We start from the raw sequence: 18,018 nt of genomic DNA on the forward strand, positions 1-18,018 counted from the left end.
AACTTTTCGACAAAAAATGATAATGTTTATATTATTGCGATATAGGGAATACATGTTTTGATGAAAAATGTAAAGGGGTCGAAGTGACATGATTAGCTTACAATCAGATCAGCTTCTTGATGCAACAGTCGGACAATTTATGATTGAGGCGGATAAAGTGGCGCACGTACAAGTCGGAAACAACCTTGAGCATGCTCTTTTAGTGCTCACAAAAACCGGCTATACCGCCATTCCCGTCCTGGACGCTTCGTACCGTCTGCACGGTTTGATCGGGACAAATATGATTATGAACAGCATTTTCGGACTTGAACGGATTGAGTTTGAGAAGCTGGATCAAATTACGGTTGAGGAAGTCATGCTGAAAGACATTCCCCGTCTCCACATCAATGATCCGATTATCAAAGGGTTCAGTATGGTCATTAATAACGGCTTTGTCTGCGTTGAAAATGATGAAGGCGTCTTTGAAGGCATTTTCACGAGAAGAGTCGTGTTAAAGCAGTTAAGCAGCCATATCAGATCATTGAATAAGTAGGCTCGCACGATAAGCCTATTTGTTCTTCGCATGCCAGAAAAAGAAAACGCATACATATGAGTGGCGCTTGCCTCGGCAGCCTTTATTTTATTAGAATGGTAGATAAGAAATAAGAAAAGGCATTGAAAAGGAGGACGACATGCAGCTTCAAGAGCTTCATATGCTCGTAGTTTTAGCTGAGGAATTAAACATGAGGAAGGCTGCCGAACGGTTATTCGTGTCACAGCCGGCTCTGTCCCAGCGATTGCAGACCATTGAAAAAGCCTGGGGAACAAAGATCTTTCTAAGATCTCAAAAAGGACTTACGGTAACGCCGGCAGGAGAAAAAATCATACAATTTGCAAATGATGTCACGGATCGGCAAGAGAGAATAAGAGAAAATATTGATGAACTTGAAGGAGAAATTCACGGCACATTGAAGCTTGCCGTCGCCTCCATTATCGGGCAGCACTGGCTTCCGAAAGTGTTAAAAACATATGTGGAGCGATATCCGAATGCAAAAGTTTCTCTCATTACAGGGTGGAGCAGTGAAATGCTGAAAAGTCTGTATGAAGATCAGGTACATATCGGCATTATCCGGGGAAACCCGGAATGGAAAGGCCGAAAAGATTATTTAATGACCGATCATTTATATTTGGTCGATACAGAAATTTCCTGTATTGATGATATTGCCCATACCGATCGGCCGTTTATCCAGTTCAAAAGTGACAGTACATATTTTCAGGAAATTCAGCATTGGTGGCATCAAAAATTCAAAACCTCGCCGAAACAGACCATCCTCGTCGATCAGATTGAAACGTGCAAGCAGATGGCGCTGCACGGGATCGGTTATGCCATTCTGCCGTCAGTCACCTTAGAAGAGGAAGACAAAGTAAATAAAATGCCCCTGCTTGATGCTAAGGATCATCCGATCGGCCGTGATACATGGCTGCTCGGTTATGAGCCGGCATTTGAATTAAAACAGGTGCAGGCTTTTGTTTCGGTCGTCAAAGATATGCTGAAACAGGAACGCCCTTTTTAGAAAGAGACAGTAATCATGCTGTCTTTTTTTTATTTTTCATTGACAATGAAAATCATTATCATTTAAAGTATTGTATAAGTTAATGAAAATCATTATCAATTACGGGGTGATCATGTGCAGAAAGCATTAATTATATACGCAAGCATGTCGGGAAATACGGAGGATATTGCCGGCATTATAAAAGAAACACTGAGCGAGCATCAGATTGCAATTGACTGTCTTGACATGGATGAGGCAGTTGCGGATTCTCTCGAAGCATATGATTATGTTTTTGTCGGCACGTACACATGGGGGGACGGTGATCTTCCTTACGAAGCGGAAGACTTTTATGAAGATGTTCTGCATCGCCAGCTCAACGGACTGAAAACGGCTTGTTTCGGTTCAGGCGACCACGCCTATCCTAAGTTTTGCGAAGCGGTCACGCTGTTTTGCGATGCGTTTGAAAAGGCCGGCGCCAATTTATATCCGGAATCGCTGAAAATCGAGCTGGCGCCTGAGACGGCTGAAGATCAGGAATGCTGCAAAGAATTTGTCCGCGGTTTTCTTGCATGGGCCGCACACCACGGAGACCGGTGCCATGTTTCATAAAGGCGCGACGGCTGTCATGGCATCAGTGTTTTCGGGATATTTTGTCGCTGTAAAAGGCGAAGGCATTTTTCATTTTTCTGGGGAAGAAGGCTGGAAAAGGCTGTACCGGATGAAAAGCAAGATTCATGTGCTGACTTACATCGGGCCTTACATATTCGGGGCTGGAGAAAAAGGCGCCGTCCTCAGATCGGCCGATCAGGGAAAGACCTGGACGGCATCCCGCTTTCCTACCAGCGCCTCCGTATGGGCTGTTGCCGGTCGGAATGACGGGTTTGTCTGTGCTCACGGCACGCACTGCCTCTATTTATCTGATGATTTCGGTGTCACTTGGCATGTGGCCAAGCCCTTTTCACATTTAAAGGAGCCGCCAGTAATCCGTTCGCTTTGTTTACACGGTCAGACGATTTATATCGGCACCCGGATTCATATGAATCATGGCGGCATTTGGGCGTATGATCTGACGAAAGACCGCGTCCGGCGTATAAGCTGTGAAAGGCAGCGCATGACGGCCTCAATGCTCATATATCAGAAGGATTGGCTCATTGCCGCAAAAGGTGCGGCCAAGGGAGAGCGGGGCGAGGTTTCTGTCCGAAACGTGCGGACGGAAGAGGAGTTTGCCATTTCAGCCGGACCTGCCATACGGGAAAAATCATTTCTCGACGTTTCCGAGGATGACGGTATTATTTATGTCACTTCGTCACAGGACGAACACGGATTTTCGCGTATTTATCAAGCTGATTTCGCCGCTGGTGAATTAAAATGGTTTGATACGATCCGCGGTCACGGATGGCGGGTGGCCAACCGGAAAGAAAGCTTTTTTTGCGCGGGACTTTACGAATGTAAATTTGTCAGACCGTATGAGGCGGCCCGGCTCGCACATTAGTTTTTATACATAAAGGAGAGACGAAGATGGGGAATGTATTGCTTGTTTATGCTACAATGTCAGGAAACACCGAGGCGATGGCGGATTTGATTGAAAAAGGGCTGATTGAAGCAGAAGCAACCGTAGACAGATATGAAGCGATGGATATCGATGCCGAGCTTTTCAATGATTACGAACATATCTTATTAGGCACATATACTTGGGGAGACGGGGATCTTCCTGATGAATTGCTGGATATTGCTGAAGATATGGAAAACCTGGATTTTGCGGGGAAAACATTTGCATTGTTCGGTTCCGGTGATATGTCCTACGAGTTTTTTTGCGGAGCGGTAGACGAATTGGAAAAAGTGATCACGGCCCGCGGAGGACGGGTGGCGCTGCCATCAGTCAAAATTGAAAACAATCCTGAAGGCAGCGAGGAAGAGGAGCTTCGGGAATTCGGAAGACAGTTCGCTGACCTGTGCAGCCAGCCGGCAGAATAAAGGCTTGTTCCTTTTTTTCTTGTCTTTGTATCCTTCCTTTGTTACAGTAATGAGGTAGAAAATCAGAGGAGGACAATACATATGAAAATGATGGATGCAAATGAAATTATTTCATTTATTCAAAATAGTACAAAATCAACGCCTGTAAAAGTGTATGTAAAAGGCGATCTTGAGGGAATCAGGTTTGGAGATTCCTCTAAAACATTCCTAAACGGCCAATCCGGCGTCGTTTTTGGCGAGTGGGCTGAAATTAAAGCCGCAATTGAAGAAAACAAAGACAAAATTGAGGATTACGTCATTGAAAATGACCGCCGCAACTCTGCGATTCCGATGCTTGACATGAAAGATGTAAAAGCGCGCATCGAGCCCGGCGCTATTATCCGCGACCAAGTCGAAATAGGCGACAATGCCGTTATCATGATGGGTGCGTCTATTAATATCGGTTCAGTCATCGGCGAAGGCACAATGATTGATATGAACGTTGTGCTCGGAGGACGCGCGACTGTCGGCAAAAACTGCCACATCGGAGCGGGTTCTGTATTAGCGGGCGTAATCGAGCCGCCGAGCGCTAAGCCTGTTGTCGTGGAAGACGACGTTGTAATCGGCGCAAATGCGGTTGTTCTTGAAGGCGTAACAATCGGTAAAGGCGCGGTTGTCGCTGCGGGAGCCATCGTTGTAAATGACGTTGAGCCATATACCGTTGTAGCGGGAACACCAGCGAAAAAAATCAAAGATATCGATGAAAAAACAAAAGGCAAAACAGAAATCAAACAGGAATTACGCCAGCTGTAAGGAATGGTTTGATAGAATGGGCGTGGATGATAAAATCCACGCCTTATTCTTATCTTAAGGAGGAATACATATGGAAAAAGAGCGGCTCATTTCTATCCGGAGAGATCTGCACCGCATCCCGGAGATCGGCTTTCAGGAATATAAAACACAGCAGTACCTGCTGAATATATTGAACCAATACCCGGAAGAAAGAATTGAAATCGAAACGTGGAGAACCGGCATCTTTGTTAAAGTCAACGGCACGGCTCCGGAAAAAATGCTCGCCTACAGAGCGGATATAGACGCCTTGTCGATTGAAGAACAGACGGGACTTCCGTTTGCATCGGAACACCCCGGTTTTATGCACGCATGCGGCCACGACATGCACATGACCATCGCACTCGGCATTATTGATCATTTTGTCCATCATCCGGTCAAGCATGATCTGCTCTTTTTATTCCAGCCGGCTGAAGAAGGACCCGGCGGAGCGGAACCGATGCTTGAAAGCGATGTGCTGAAAAAATGGACGCCGGATTTGATCACTGCCCTCCATATAGCACCTGAGCTGCCGGTGGGCACAATCTCCACCAAAAGCGGATTGCTGTTTGCCAATACAAGTGAGCTTGTCATCGACCTTGAAGGGAAAGGCGGACATGCGGCATATCCGCATACAGCAGACGACATGGTCGTCGCCGCAAGCACGCTTGTCACCCAGCTGCAAACGGTCATATCCAGAAATACGGATCCGCTTGACAGCGCGGTGATTACTATCGGAACGATTACCGGAGGCACGGCGCAAAATATCATCGCAGAGCATGCTCATCTGGAAGGAACGATCCGGACGCTTTCTGAGGAATCAATGCGCATGGTGAAAAAGCGGATTGAAGAACTCGTCAAAGGAATTGAAATCGGCTTCCGCTGCAAAGGGAAGGTCACGTATCCGTCCGTTTATCATCAAGTCTATAATACAAGCGGCCTGACCGAAGAATTTATGCAATTTGTCAAAGATCATAATCTTGCAGAAGTGAAAATGGCGAAAGAAGCGATGACCGGAGAAGATTTCGGGTATATGCTGAAAAAATATCCCGGCTTTATGTTCTGGCTCGGCGCCGATTCTTCCCATGGGCTTCACCATGCAAAGCTGACTCCGGATGAAGGCGCAATGGAAACCGCAGTCAATGTCATGGTCGGATATTTTTCGGAGTATGCCAATTAAATCCGAAAAGAAGAATAATCTAACAAAAATTGAGCACTCTACATAACGGAGGTGTTCAATATGACGAAAAAAATTGGAATTGAACAATCTTTATCGGATGTAGAACAGGCGTTAAAACAAAAAGGATATGACGTAGTGATGATGAAGACTCCTGAGGATGCGAAGGATTGTGACTGCTGTGTCGTAACCGGACTTGACAGCAATGTCCAAGGCATCGCCGATACGTCAACTCAGGCTCCCGTCATTACGGCTTCCGGAATGACCGCTGACGAAATCTGCAGCGAAGTAGAAAAAAAATTTCATTAAAAAGAAAAAACCGAAGCTTATGCTTCGGTTTTTTTATTCGCCGGAAGCGGCGTTTTTAAAACGGTCGAGCGCGATTTTCATTTCTCTCCGCAGCACACGTTCAACCCGCCATTGCTCCATATTTTCTGTTTTCGCAATGATTCTGATGACCATTTCTGATGTGCTTAAATCCTGAACCCCGATGACGTCCGGCCCTTCCTTAATCTGCGGGAGCTCAGCGGCTGCTTTGTCACACGCGGTTTGCAGAACCTGAATGGTTTCATCAAGGTTTTTTTCAAGAGGCACCTTAATATCGACAAGCGCCTGCATCGTTCCGCGGGAATGGTTACTAACATTCGTGATGCCCCGGTTGGGAAGATAGTGAAGCGTGCCGTCAAAGCTCCGGATTTGCGTCGTACGGAGACCCACCTGCTCGACAATGCCGCTGTAGCCTGCAACCGTAATATAATCACCGACATCGATCTGTTTTTCCAAAAGGATAAAAAATCCGGTGACGATATCACTGACAAGCCCCTGAGCGCCGAAGCCGACTGCAAGGCCCACCACGCCGGCGCCGGCAATGAGAGCGCTCGGATTGTAGTGAAATAAATCCAATATCATCACGATAAAAACGAAAATCAGTATGTATCCGTACACATTAAGCGCGAGGCTTCGCAAAGTATAAGCGCGGCCCGTAGAGAGGTTGTTCTGTTTTTCGAATTTCTGAAACAGATGCTTGATCAGCTTTTTGCCTGCCGTCCGAAAAATAAAATACGCTAAAATGATGAGAGCCAGCTTTACGGTGAAAATTCCGGCAGATGTGATAAGACCGGCCCAATCAAAGTGTTTTAAATCAATCATAGTGATGTCTTCCTTTCAAGTCTATTGCAGAAAAGATAAAAGTGGTTTACCCGTTTTTACAATAAGATAAACCTTTTACTAGAAACCAGTTATTTACATGCAGGGTTTAACATATTGACCGGTTTCTATCTCATTATTTTTGTGAAGATAGTAATTGAACGGGGATCTTCAATCTTATTTTAACATGGGGATTCAGCTGAATCATACACTTTTGAGGGAGAATCACATATGAGGAGTACGGCGTGTTAATTGAAGAAGAAGGTGCAGTGTTTCCCTGGCGAATGTTCCATAACAGCATCGGGCAGTGACGTTGATAAAACATTGAGTGTTCTAAACGGCGGACTTTCTCCGGCGAACGGGAAGTCCGGACAAAAAACGTTTTCATCCGTTCGGAAACAGACAAAATCACAGACCTTTTTAAATTCTGATCGATAACGGAGGGATATAAGATGAAATTACGTCAGCAAATGCCTGAATTGACAGGTGCTAAAGCCTGGTTTAACGGAGAAGTCACGAAGGACCAGCTGGTCGGTGAGAAGCCGGCATTGATTCATTTCTGGTCCGCCAGCTGCCAGATGTGTAAAGAAGCGATGCCGAAGGTGAATGAGTTTCGTGATAAATATAAAGATCATCTGAATGTGGCGGCCGTTCACATACCCCGTTCCGAAGATGATCTTGACCTTGCAAAAATCAAGAAAACAGCGGCTGAACACGGCATCTCTCAGCCGATTTACATCGACAGCGATCATTCGCTGACTGAAGCGTTTGAAAATGAGTATGTGCCGGCTTATTACGTTTTTGATAAAACCGGACAGCTCCGCCATTTTCAAGCGGGAGGAAGCGGGATGGCAATACTTGAAAAACGCGTCAGCCGCATTCTTTCAGAAACAGAGCAGGCTTCCGAGTGACCGGGACAATCTCCGCCGGTCTTTTGTATTGGTTCTGAAAGCCCTTTGCCGATGGGCAGCAGGGTTTTTTATGCTTATTGGATAAAAAATTCCAAAATGTCATATGTGATTTGTTGAGCTTCGGTAAAAACGAAAGAGAAACAGAAGAAAACACGCTGTACCGCATGTTTTCTCCATTCATTATCTTTTACATATTATAGTCGAAAATTGTAGATATTACGCTAATTTTCATTAAACAAGTAATTTTAAGTTATATTTTGAAATGATTGAATAAATTGGAACATCGTCCAGAATCCCCTATGTGATAAGGGATTTTTGTATATAAAGTACCATTTTCAGAAAATAAGCAATTTTTCATAGAGTAAATAAAATAGTAAAATGATAAAATAATAGTTGATAAAATTACTTTTGTAATCTAATATCTTAATAAAAGCGTTTAAATTTTTGACAGGGGGTTTTACACATGTTTAATGAAAGAGAAGCGCTGCGCTTACGTTTAGAACAATTGAACGAAGCAGAGGTAAAAGTCATTCGTGAATATCAAATAGAACGTGATAAAATATATGCAAAACTGAGAGAATTAGACAATACGGGCAGCCTGTCCGATACAAAAAAAGAGTTTCGCCCGGAGAAAAAAAGTGACTCTCTCCCAGTGCTTGCAGAGCTTGCAGCACAGGAAATGAGAAGCTACCAAAAGCCGCAGACACAGCCTCAATCCACCCAGCCGCAAATGCAGTCTATAACGACTCTTCCAGCCGGCATTCCAGACGGTTCTACTAGAAGAAGAAGAGGGACGGCAAGACCGGGTTCAAAAGCGGCAAAACTGCGCGAAGCAGCCATTAAAACGTTGAAACGCCACAATGCAGCGATCAAAAGTTCAGAACTGCAAAAGGAAATTGAAAAGGAAAGCGGCCTTGAAATTCCTAATATGACAACCTTTATGCAAAGCTTAATTAAAATGTATCCTGAAGTAAAAAAACCATACCGCGGCCAATATATTCTTGAGGGAGAAATTTCTCAGGAAACAGCAGAAACGGGAAATGATACGGCTGCTGAGTAAAACAGTAAAAAACTGCTTGTGTTACTCAAGCAGTTTTTTTGCGCTTTCCCGCTTGTTCTGCGGAAGTGACGTATCTTTTACCGCCTTTTTTTCAAGCTTGACGACATATTTTTGGAAAGGTTTTTCTTCATCAGCCCGTTCTTTTAACGCGTCCAGTTTTTCATCAAACGACTGATCACGGGATTCTGATTGTGCAAACTTTTTTTGCAGGGTGATAACTTGTTCGGTGACGGCTTTAAGCAAGTCTTCTGCCTGAACAGTCCCGGCGGAAGCGGAAGGAAGTTCCAGGTCCTGTTCTGTCGGTTCCGCCGTGCGGCTGTCAATATCAGCAAAATGGCCGGCAATCCAAGCATCACTTTCGTCCAGCTGCCTTTTGTATGAGAGAATGGTTTCTTGAAATAACTTTTCTTTCGTTTTTTCTATTTCTACAAGCCGTTCTTTTGTTTCTAGTATTCGATCTCTCATATGATTAATTTCTATTTTAATATGTTTGAGCTGATATTCTTTTTCTGTAATTTGTGTGTGCAACCGGGTATTTTCTTCTGCTGCGGCATGAAAACGCCGTTTTGTATCTTCGTGAGAAGTCTGTTCGGTTTGTATGGCGGTCTCAAGTGAGCGGATGCGGGTATGTAAGTTTTTATTTTCTTCTTCAAATTTTACATTTGTGAGATGCAGCCGGTGTTTTTCTTCCATCTCATTTTTCCGCCGAAACGTTTCCTGCTGCAGCAGTTCTTGCAGAATGACGATTTTATCGAGCAGTCCGGCCCTGATTTCATGCAAAGAACGTTCTGTGTCATTCGTTTGGTTGTGTTTTTGTGCCATGGCTTCCAATTCGTCAGAAAGCTTGTGGAGCTGTTCTTTAATAATGGCGTTTTCCTGCTGCAGCTTATTGTTTTTTTGATGAAAGTAGCTTGCTTCAAACTCGGAAATTAATTTTCTGCATCTGGAAAGTTCAGATTTCAAATAAAGGTTCTCTTGAGAAGTGTCGTGGAAAAACGGACCTGATATTTTCATAAGAACCATCTCCCTCATGATGTTAACACTACAATATGGGAAAGGGCAGACGGCTATTCCTCTTAATTAAACAGACAAGCACCGTAATTATTGTATTTCGGCTGAGGCGTTTGCTATGCTTTTATACAGAATGGGAGAGAGATGACATGAAACGGGTGAATGTAATATTAGCAGGGGGAGCTTCCCGGAGATTCGGAGAACAAAAAGCTTTTGCAAAGTGGAAGGACGGCATGTTTTATGAACAGGCGAAAAAAGCCTTCGGCAGCGGAGAAACGGTAATTATCAGCCGCCCTGAACATATAAAAACGTTTTTAGCAAACAAAGAGAGGTATGTTTTTGCCGATGTACCCCAGTTTCGGGGAATGGGGCCGCTGGCCGGCATTTATACGGCAATGAAACAAACGGAAGGCGAAACATATACGGTCATATCCTGTGACACGCCGCTCGTGACAAGAAAGACGATGGCTGCGCTTGAAATGAAGCTGACCGGAAATCTTGACGCTGTTATCCCAATTTGTGAAAACAGAGAGCAGCCTCTCTTGGCGGTTTATCATAAACGGGTGCAAGCGGTGCTTTTGGATCAGCTTACACAAAACAAGCTGAAAATGACAGACACTCTGAAACAGCTGTCTGTCTGTTATGTGCAGGCTGAAGAAATCGGCGCCGGGCCGGAGGAGTTCGCTAATATCAACACGCGGGATGATTACACCAGACTTTTGGCACATATCGAGTCTTCAAATCAGGACTGATTGTGAAGAAACATGGTATGATGGAAATAAAAATTGCAAGGGGACAATACAGATGGAAGAGCGCTATTCGCGGCAGACAAGATTTAAGCCGATAGGGGAAAAAGGGCAGAAGGCGCTGGCTGACAGCAGCGTCCTGATTGTCGGGGCCGGAGCCCTCGGAACAGCCGCGGCAGAAGGCCTGGCAAGAGCCGGAGCAGGCCGTATGGCGATTATTGACCGGGATTATGTGGAATGGAGCAATTTACAAAGACAGCAGCTGTATACAGAAGAAGACGCGAGACAGCGCCTGCCGAAAGCCGTGGCGGCCAAAGCGCGTCTTTTGGCGGTAAACAGTGACATACATATAGAAGCTTACGCGGCGGAAGGTACAGCGGAAACGCTCGAACCGCTGATCGAACAAGCGGATTGCATCGTGGATGCGACAGATAATTTTGAAACGAGAATGGTCATCAATGATCTGGCGCTGAAAACGAAAACACCTTGGATTTACGGTGCCTGTGTCAGCAGTCAGGGAATGTGTATGACGATTATTCCGGGGGTTACGCCGTGTTTATCCTGCCTGTTTGAGCAAATGCCCGTGGGCGGAGCGACATGTGATACAGCTGGCATCATACCTCCGGCGGTTCATATCGTCTCTGCTTATCAGCAGGCTGAGGCGCTGAAATTGCTGACGGGAAATCATGCCGCCGTAAATCGGCGCTTTTTCACGTTTGATGTGTGGAATAACACCAATATGAGCATAAATGTGGATCAGACCAAACGGGATCATTGCCCTTCCTGCGGCGCGGAGCCCGTATACCCGTATCTGCAGCCTGAAAACAGACCGAAAGCAAGCGTGCTGTGCGGAAGAGACACTGTTCAAATCAGATCGGAAGCGTTAAAGAGGCTGGATAAAGAAGAGCTTGTCAAGCGTCTGAAGAAAATCGGTAAAGTAGAAGCAAATGAATTTCTGCTGCACATTGCGTACGAGGACTTCAGAATCGTTATTTTTCAAGACGGACGGGCACTGATCCACGGGACAAACGACATAAAAGAAGCAAATTCAGTTCTGGCCAGAGTGATCGGACTGTAAAAAGGGGAGATATTGCTATGCTTGAAAAAAGAACGCCGATTCAGGTGGACGAAGCAGTCCGCCGGGTGGGCCGCTATAAAAAACAAGGGGATACCGAATGGGTGCCGCTGGAGGACAGTCTCCACCGCTATCTGGCGGAAGATGTTAAAGCGGACCATGATGTACCGGCTTTTGACCGTTCTCCGTATGACGGGTTTGCCATCAGGGCGCGCGATTCAAAGACGGCTTCCCGTGACAATGCCGTCACGTTTGAAGTAATTGACCACATCGGAGCCGGCGCCGTGTCAGAAAAAGAGCTCGGACCGTATGAAGCTGTCCGTATCATGACAGGGGCGCAGATTCCAAAAGGCGCGGATGCCGTAGTGATGCTTGAGCTGACAAAAACGTTTTCTGAAAACGGCACGGATTACATGTCAGTGAAACGCCCTTTTCATGCGGGCGATAATATTTCATATCAGGGAGAAGATGCGAAAAAGGGCAGCTCTCTTTTAAAAAAAGGAACGAAAATCACGCCGGGCGTCACCGCTCTTTTGGCAACCTTCGGCTATGCTTCCGTTCCCGTGGTCAGAAAACCGGTTGTCGGCATTATCGCCACGGGAACCGAGCTTCTTCATGTAAGCGATCCGCTTGAGCCGGGGAAAATCCGCAACAGCAACGCGGCCATGGTGTATGCCCAGATCATTGAAGCGGGTGCGGTACCGCTGAACTTAGGCAAAATTTCCGATGATTTTGATGACAGCTATGCTGCGGTGAAGGAAGCCATGAAAAAGACCGACTTTTTGATCACAACAGGCGGCGTGTCAGTCGGCGATTTTGATTTTCTTCCTGACATTTATGATAAGCTCGGAGCGGAAGTTCTTTTTAACAAAGTGGCAATGCGTCCGGGGAGCGTGACAACTGTCGCCCGGGCCGATGATATGCTGCTGTTCGGCCTTTCCGGCAATCCGTCCGCATGTTACGTCGGTTTCACCCTGTTTGTAAAACCGATGATCCAGACGTGGCTTTTGAATGAAAAACCTCACTCCGGTTGGGCGGAAGCCGTGTTGACAAACGACTTTCCGAAGCCGAATCCGTTTACGAGGTTTGTGAGGGCGTTTGTTTACCATAAGGACGGAAAGATGATGGCGTCACCGGTCGGTCTCGATAAATCAAGCTCTGTCACATCTCTTGCCGAAGCAAACGCGTTTATCCTTCTGCCGGGAGGAACGAGGGGATATGAAGCGGGCATGACGGTTCACGCGCTCCTCATCCGCGATGAGAATGGAAGTGAATGGCCGTGGTCAATTCTTTCCCGATCGTCCAGATCGTAGGTTTTCAAAACAGCGGCAAAACAACGTTTATCGAACGTGTGCTGAAAGCGGCGCCGACAGAGTGCACTATCGGATGTTTAAAGCACCACGGACATGGCGGGGAGCCGGAACCTTTTTCAGACGGAAAAGATTCAGAACGTTTATCAAAGGCCGGAGCCGCGGTTACGGCAGTAGAAGGGGACGGCGTGCTGCAGCTTACGGCGCGAAAAAAATGGGATCTGGCGGGTTTGATCGGCCTGTATGAATATCTGGGAGTTGACTGCCTTCTTATAGAGGGGTTTAAACATGCGCCGCACCCGAAAATCATCATGATCAAAAACAGCGAAGAATGGCAAAAGCTGAAGCATTTGGAGCGCGTGATCGCGGTTGCCAGCAGAAATACGGAGGATATGCCGGCAGATGCAGGTATGCCCGTATTCCATGCGGACGATCCGGCTGCCATTATGTTTGTGCTTTCGCAGCTGAAAGGGGAATCTGCTTAAATGGAACGTTTTCAAATTACAAGGGAACCGATTATTGCGGAAAATATCGTGAAAAAAGTTGAAAAGCGTGAAGCCGGGGCCATCACGACGTTTATCGGCACGGTCAGAGAGTGGACTGCCGGACGGCGGACGGTGCGTCTTGAATATGAAGCGTATGAACCGATGGCTGTTCAGATGCTTTCCCAAATCGGTGATGAAATCAGCGCGAAATGGGAAGGGGCCGAAGCTGCAATCACTCACCGTGTCGGCGTCCTTGATATCGGAGAAGCAGCGGTCGTAATCGCCGTGTCCTCTCCGCACAGAAAGGCGGCATATGAGGCGAATGAATATGCAATTGAACGGATAAAACAGATTGTGCCGATATGGAAAAAAGAAATCTGGGAAGACGGCGAAGAATGGATAGGCGATCAGCTGGAAACGACGCCCTATCCGAACGGAAAACCAGATTTGGATAAAGGAGAATCGCGATGATTAAAGTACTTTTGTTTGCCGGACTTGCGGAGCAGGCAGGAACACCGGTCATTGAACTTGACGAAAAGGAGGCGGCAGCGTCTGCTGTAAAAGCGCTGTTAAAGGAACGGTACGGCCTTCAATCGATTGACAATGCCATGATAGCGATCAATGAAACATATGTAAAAGACAACAGTACCGTAACAGAAGGCGATACCATTGCCTTTATTCCTCCTGTAAGCGGAGGATGAAAAAAAGCCGGGTGGGCATTATTGCCATCCGGCTTTTTTTGCACAGCCGCCGATAACATCCGGCTGAAGCGCCGAATTTCTAAGAAGGTTAAAATGGAATTTGAAGGATTTTACAATTGAGGTCGTTTTCTTTACATATACAGGCTGAAAACGGCGTCCGCACAAGGTTTTGAGCCTCCCTCCATATCCGTCTGATGATAATTCTTTTTTACATAATTATGGAACGTAAAAGTATGAAATTGTGTTACAATTTAGCATAAATACGCAAACGGCAAAAAAATTGAAACTTCTCTAAGCCTGTTGCGTACGTATAAACAGAATAATACATAGGAGGCTTCGGCAATATGGAACCTAATCTGGAAAAAAGCAATACGGCAATAACGGAAAAACCGTCAGTTTTCGGCGTCATCACAAGTCCTGTAGTGCAGTTTAAAAGACTAAGAGAAAAGCCGGTCATCGGCATCCCTCTCCTGATTGTCATCATTCTCATCGCAGCCGGGAGTATTTTGCGCGGGCTGGGGATGAATTATGAAGAAGTGCTGAACAGTTCAACTCTTGAAGGATTGACCGATGATCAGATTGAAATGACCAAAACCCTCACTAAATTCGGTTCGATTTTCGGAGGAATCTTCGGGGGTATTATCGGTCTTTTTATCATTCCGCTCATTTACTGGCTGTGCGTCAAAATTTCAGGCGGCGTGACAACCTACAAAAAAATGCTCTCACTCGGCCTCTTCACGGCATTTATTACCAATATCGGGTTAGTCATTAACGGTCTTGTCACTTATTTTACCGGAGCGGGCTCCCTGTACGCCGTTACATCTTTGGCGAGTGTCATACCGGCCGGAGACGGCGTTGCGGTCTTTTTAAGCGCGTTCGACATTTTCAGCATCTGGAGCTATATTCTGCTCGCTTTGGGGCTTCGCTATACAGGCGGCATTTCGAAAAAAGCGGCTTGGACTTCCGCGATTGTCCTGTTTGTTATTATGCTATTGGTTTCGGCAGTCGGAGGACTGTTAAGTTCAATGACAGCAGGTGTGTAACATGAAAAAACTTTGGATCGGAATCGGCATCGCCGTAATTGTTACAGTATTCATAGGTATCAATATTTATAAGTCTGCCGCTCCCGCGGGCGGCAGCGCCGGGGAAAAGGTCGAAATCGGAACCGTGGAAAAAAGAGAAATCTCATCTGCGGTCATGGTGCCGGGAACACTTAAATTCTCCAAGGAACAGTATGTTTTTTATGAAGCGGATAAAGGAACCCTTGATAAGGTGAAAGTAAAAGAAGGCGACAAGGTAAAAAAAGGGTCGTCATTAGTCACTTATACAAACGAGCAGCTCAATCTTGATAAAGAACAAAATGAGTTGACAGAACAATCAAAACGGCTGCAAATTGAACAAATTGAAGAAAAACTCAGAGCATTAAACAGTAAAGAAAAAGATCTGGCAAAACAAGTGGGAGAAGCGGAAGCCCAAAAACAAATAGAATCCGAACGGACTGATCTGCAGCTTCAGCAAAAAACGGCGGAAATCGAATTAAAGCAATCTGATCTGCAAAAGCAGTCTCTTGAAAACCAAGTGGCGAACCTCAATGTCAAGAGTGAAATGGACGGAACGGTTATCTCGGTAAATCAAGAAGCGGCTTCTAAAAAATCGGATATTCAAGAACCGGTAATACATATAGGCGACCCGGAACACCTGATCGTTGCCGGCAATTTGTCCGAATACGACACGCTGAAAGTGAAAAAGGGACAAAGCGTTACGATTACCTCTGACGCCATTCCTAATAAAACATGGAAGGGAAGAGTGGCGGCTGTCGGTCTCGTTCCAGAACAAAAGTCAGGCGCCGCTTCGGGTGGAAATACGGAACAAGCCGTGCAGTATCCGTTTCAGGTCAAGCTGATCGGAAACCTTCCGGAGGGCAAACCGGGGTTTAAACTCATTATGAACATTGAAACCGACAAACGGAAAGCCGACACTCTGCCGTCCTCAGCAGTCAAAAAAGACGGAGATGAGCACTGGGTCTTTACGGTAAAAGACGGGAAGGCCAAACGCGTGAAAGTCAAAGTCGGCGACACCGCGAAGCAGCTGACGGAGATAAAAGAGGGACTTTCGAAGGATGATAAAGTCATTCTGAATCCGGCTGACGGTTTGACTGACGGAACGGATGTGAAAGCATAGATGATTCAGCTTTCAAAAGTGAAGAAAAGCTATCAGATCGGCAAGGAGACGTTTGATGTTCTCCGTTCAATCGACCTGACGATTGAAGAGGGAGAATATGTGTCAATTATGGGACCGTCGGGATCAGGAAAATCAACAATTATGAATATCATCGGCTGTCTGGACAGACCGACATCAGGAAGTTACAGGCTTGCGGGCGAAGATGTATCGTCATGCACGGAAAAAGAGCTTGCGGCGGTCCGGAACAAATCAATCGGATTTGTCTTTCAGCAATTTCAGCTGCTGCCGCGGTTGAATGCAAGAAAAAATGTCGAACTGCCCATGATCTACGCCGGAATCGGCAAAAAAGAGCGTGAGGAACGGGCGGAGCACGCGCTGGAAAAAGTCGGTTTAGCGGATCGGATGCTTCACATGCCGAATGAGCTCTCCGGCGGCCAAAAACAGCGTGTCGCGATTGCAAGAGCCATCGTTAACGAACCGAAGCTTATTTTGGCTGATGAGCCGACCGGCGCGCTGGATACGAAAACAAGCATTTCCATCATGGAGCAGTTCACGGAGCTTAATGCAGAGGGTGTAACTGTGGTGCTTGTCACTCATGAGCCTGAAGTGGCGGACTGTACAAACAGAGTGATTTTCGTCCGTGACGGCATGATCGTTTCCCGCGATTCTGAGCAGAGGAGAGTGGGGGAATGAGCCTGTTAGAAAATCTCCGGATGGCTCTCGGTTCCGTAAGAGCTCACAAGCTGAGATCGATTCTGACGATGCTTGGCATCATTATCGGCGTCGGTTCAGTAATCGTCGTGGTGGCTGTCGGTCAGGGCGGAGAGCAAATGCTGAAGCAATCCATAAGCGGGCCGGGCAATACGATTGAATTGTTTTATCTGCCGAGTGATGAAGAATTAACAGCCAATCCGAACGCTTTGCAGCAAGCGAGTTTTACAGAAGAAGATATTAATGGATTAAAAGGAGTGGACGGCGTAAAGCGGGTTGTCGCTTCTGCTGTAAAATCAATGACGGCCCGTTATCACGAAGAAGAAACGGATATTACGCTGAATGGCATTAACAGCGGCTACATGGACGTAAAAAAGCTGGACGTTCAAGACGGACGGACCTTTACGGACAATGATTTTCTTTCCGGGAAAAGAGCGGGAATCATCTCGAAAAAAATGGCTGAAAAGCTGTTCGGGAAAACATCTCCGCTCGGAAAAATCGTCTGGGCCGGCGGGCAGCCTATAGAAGTAATCGGTGTATTAAAAGAAGAGAGCGGTTTTTTATCGTTAGGACTCAGTGAAATGTATGTCCCGTTCAACATGCTGAAAACGTCTTTCGGTACAAATGACTACAGCAACGTTTCCATACAGGCGGATTCAGCCGACCAAATCAAAACAACAGGAAAAGAAGCGGCCCGTCTCTTAAATGACAATCACGGAACAAAAGAGGCTTATCAAGTCATGAATATGGAAGAAATCGCGGCGGGCATCGGCCAGGTCACGACCGTCATGACGACGATCATCGGTTCGATCGCCGGTATTTCTCTCGTTGTCGGTGGGATTGGGGTCATGAATATTATGCTCGTATCAGTGACGGAACGGACCAGAGAAATCGGCATCCGCAAATCGCTCGGTGCCACGAGAGGACAGATTCTGACGCAATTCTTAATTGAATCCGTTGTGCTTACTTTAATCGGCGGGTTAATCGGAATCGGTCTCGGTTACGGGGGGGCATCACTCGTTTCCCTTATCGCAGGCTGGCCGTCACTCGTTTCCTGGCAGGTGGTTTGTATCGGCGTGCTGTTCAGTATGCTGATCGGTGTCATTTTCGGCATGCTGCCAGCCAACAAAGCATCACGCTTAGATCCGATTGAAGCGTTACGGTATGAATAGCGAAGCGCCCCATGCAGAC

22 protein-coding genes are annotated in these 18,018 nt (G+C 46.4%); 20 read left to right on the plus strand and 2 right to left on the minus strand.

What is annotated here, in order from left to right:
* Positions 1-88: 88 nt before the first annotated feature.
* From cbpB to QRX25_RS06910, 8 genes are all read left to right on the plus strand, one after another.
* Positions 89-532, plus strand: a complete 444-nt coding sequence (gene cbpB, locus QRX25_RS06875; RefSeq protein ID WP_003154608.1) for a cyclic-di-AMP-binding protein CbpB — start codon at positions 89-91, stop codon at positions 530-532.
* Between the two features lie 139 nt (positions 533-671).
* Complete coding sequence (gene ccpC, locus QRX25_RS06880) at positions 672-1,553, plus strand: transcriptional regulator CcpC (RefSeq protein ID WP_013352078.1); 882 nt, start codon at positions 672-674, stop codon at positions 1,551-1,553.
* Between the two features lie 114 nt (positions 1,554-1,667).
* Positions 1,668-2,141: a flavodoxin gene (locus QRX25_RS06885; protein WP_065981345.1), complete on the plus strand. Its 474-nt coding sequence runs from the start codon at positions 1,668-1,670 to the stop codon at positions 2,139-2,141.
* The gene (locus QRX25_RS06890) at positions 2,131-3,024 is read left to right on the plus strand and encodes a WD40/YVTN/BNR-like repeat-containing protein (RefSeq protein ID WP_065981346.1); all 894 of its coding nucleotides are present in this window, start codon (positions 2,131-2,133) and stop codon (positions 3,022-3,024) included. The genes QRX25_RS06885 and QRX25_RS06890 overlap by 11 nt, the downstream gene beginning before the upstream one ends.
* A gap of 26 nt (positions 3,025-3,050) precedes the next feature.
* Entirely contained in the window at positions 3,051-3,506 is a 456-nt protein-coding gene (locus QRX25_RS06895; protein ID WP_065981347.1) for a flavodoxin, read from the plus strand.
* An 81-nt stretch (positions 3,507-3,587) separates the two neighbouring features.
* The gene (dapD, locus tag QRX25_RS06900) at positions 3,588-4,298 is read left to right on the plus strand and encodes a 2,3,4,5-tetrahydropyridine-2,6-dicarboxylate N-acetyltransferase (protein ID WP_212101205.1); all 711 of its coding nucleotides are present in this window, start codon (positions 3,588-3,590) and stop codon (positions 4,296-4,298) included.
* Between the two features lie 70 nt (positions 4,299-4,368).
* Positions 4,369-5,493, plus strand: a complete 1,125-nt coding sequence (locus QRX25_RS06905; protein ID WP_065981349.1) for an N-acetyldiaminopimelate deacetylase — start codon at positions 4,369-4,371, stop codon at positions 5,491-5,493.
* A 60-nt stretch (positions 5,494-5,553) separates the two neighbouring features.
* A complete protein-coding gene (locus tag QRX25_RS06910; RefSeq protein ID WP_013352084.1) occupies positions 5,554-5,799 on the plus strand; it encodes a YkuS family protein in 246 nt (81 codons plus the stop codon).
* A 33-nt stretch (positions 5,800-5,832) separates the two neighbouring features.
* Here the strand turns inward: QRX25_RS06910 and QRX25_RS06915 are convergent, their stop codons facing one another.
* The gene (locus tag QRX25_RS06915) at positions 5,833-6,639 is read right to left on the minus strand and encodes a mechanosensitive ion channel family protein (protein WP_013352085.1); all 807 of its coding nucleotides are present in this window, start codon (positions 6,637-6,639) and stop codon (positions 5,833-5,835) included.
* Positions 6,640-7,088: 449 nt separating this feature from the next.
* Here QRX25_RS06915 and QRX25_RS06920 point away from each other — a divergent pair, with 449 nt between their 5' ends.
* A complete protein-coding gene (locus QRX25_RS06920) occupies positions 7,089-7,547 on the plus strand; it encodes a TlpA family protein disulfide reductase (RefSeq protein ID WP_115997189.1) in 459 nt (152 codons plus the stop codon).
* A gap of 463 nt (positions 7,548-8,010) precedes the next feature.
* Complete coding sequence (gene rok / locus QRX25_RS06925) at positions 8,011-8,607, plus strand: transcriptional regulator Rok (protein ID WP_013352088.1); 597 nt, start codon at positions 8,011-8,013, stop codon at positions 8,605-8,607.
* Positions 8,608-8,628: 21 nt separating this feature from the next.
* Here the strand turns inward: rok and QRX25_RS06930 are convergent, their stop codons facing one another.
* A complete protein-coding gene (locus QRX25_RS06930) occupies positions 8,629-9,621 on the minus strand; it encodes a coiled-coil domain-containing protein (protein WP_065981351.1) in 993 nt (330 codons plus the stop codon).
* Between the two features lie 146 nt (positions 9,622-9,767).
* On the opposite strand from QRX25_RS06930, the gene QRX25_RS06935 reads away from it, so the two are divergent.
* The 10 genes from QRX25_RS06935 (at position 9,768) to QRX25_RS06980 (ending at position 17,999) form a co-directional block, all read left to right on the plus strand.
* Positions 9,768-10,370 carry a molybdenum cofactor guanylyltransferase gene (locus QRX25_RS06935; RefSeq protein ID WP_065981352.1) on the plus strand — a complete coding sequence of 201 codons (603 nt, stop codon included), beginning with the start codon at positions 9,768-9,770 and terminating at the stop codon, positions 10,368-10,370.
* Positions 10,371-10,422: 52 nt separating this feature from the next.
* Positions 10,423-11,442 (plus strand): molybdopterin-synthase adenylyltransferase MoeB, encoded by a 1,020-nt coding sequence (locus tag QRX25_RS06940; RefSeq protein WP_065521389.1) that lies wholly within the window; start codon positions 10,423-10,425, stop codon positions 11,440-11,442.
* Between the two features lie 17 nt (positions 11,443-11,459).
* A complete protein-coding gene (locus QRX25_RS06945) occupies positions 11,460-12,752 on the plus strand; it encodes a molybdopterin molybdotransferase MoeA (RefSeq protein ID WP_013352092.1) in 1,293 nt (430 codons plus the stop codon).
* Entirely contained in the window at positions 12,713-13,234 is a 522-nt protein-coding gene (gene mobB / locus QRX25_RS06950; RefSeq protein ID WP_065981353.1) for a molybdopterin-guanine dinucleotide biosynthesis protein B, read from the plus strand. Before QRX25_RS06945 ends, mobB begins: the two co-directional genes overlap by 40 nt.
* Positions 13,235-13,705 carry a molybdenum cofactor biosynthesis protein MoaE gene (locus QRX25_RS06955; RefSeq protein WP_007611116.1) on the plus strand — a complete coding sequence of 157 codons (471 nt, stop codon included), beginning with the start codon at positions 13,235-13,237 and terminating at the stop codon, positions 13,703-13,705.
* Entirely contained in the window at positions 13,702-13,935 is a 234-nt protein-coding gene (moaD, locus tag QRX25_RS06960) for a molybdopterin converting factor subunit 1 (RefSeq protein WP_013352095.1), read from the plus strand. The genes QRX25_RS06955 and moaD overlap by 4 nt, the downstream gene beginning before the upstream one ends.
* A gap of 344 nt (positions 13,936-14,279) precedes the next feature.
* On the plus strand, positions 14,280-14,978 hold the full coding sequence (gene yknW, locus QRX25_RS06965; protein ID WP_065981354.1) for a YknW family membrane protein: 699 nt from the start codon (positions 14,280-14,282) through the stop codon (positions 14,976-14,978).
* A 1-nt stretch (position 14,979) separates the two neighbouring features.
* Complete coding sequence (locus QRX25_RS06970) at positions 14,980-16,116, plus strand: efflux RND transporter periplasmic adaptor subunit (RefSeq protein WP_212101207.1); 1,137 nt, start codon at positions 14,980-14,982, stop codon at positions 16,114-16,116.
* Positions 16,117-16,809 (plus strand): ABC transporter ATP-binding protein, encoded by a 693-nt coding sequence (locus QRX25_RS06975; RefSeq protein ID WP_013352098.1) that lies wholly within the window; start codon positions 16,117-16,119, stop codon positions 16,807-16,809.
* Positions 16,806-17,999, plus strand: a complete 1,194-nt coding sequence (locus QRX25_RS06980; RefSeq protein WP_212101210.1) for an ABC transporter permease — start codon at positions 16,806-16,808, stop codon at positions 17,997-17,999. Before QRX25_RS06975 ends, QRX25_RS06980 begins: the two co-directional genes overlap by 4 nt.
* Positions 18,000-18,018 lie beyond the last annotated feature (19 nt).

Origin of the sequence: Bacillus sp. L381 (assembly GCF_030284525.1) — a bacterium.
Taxonomy (GTDB): domain Bacteria; phylum Bacillota; class Bacilli; order Bacillales; family Bacillaceae; genus Bacillus; species Bacillus amyloliquefaciens.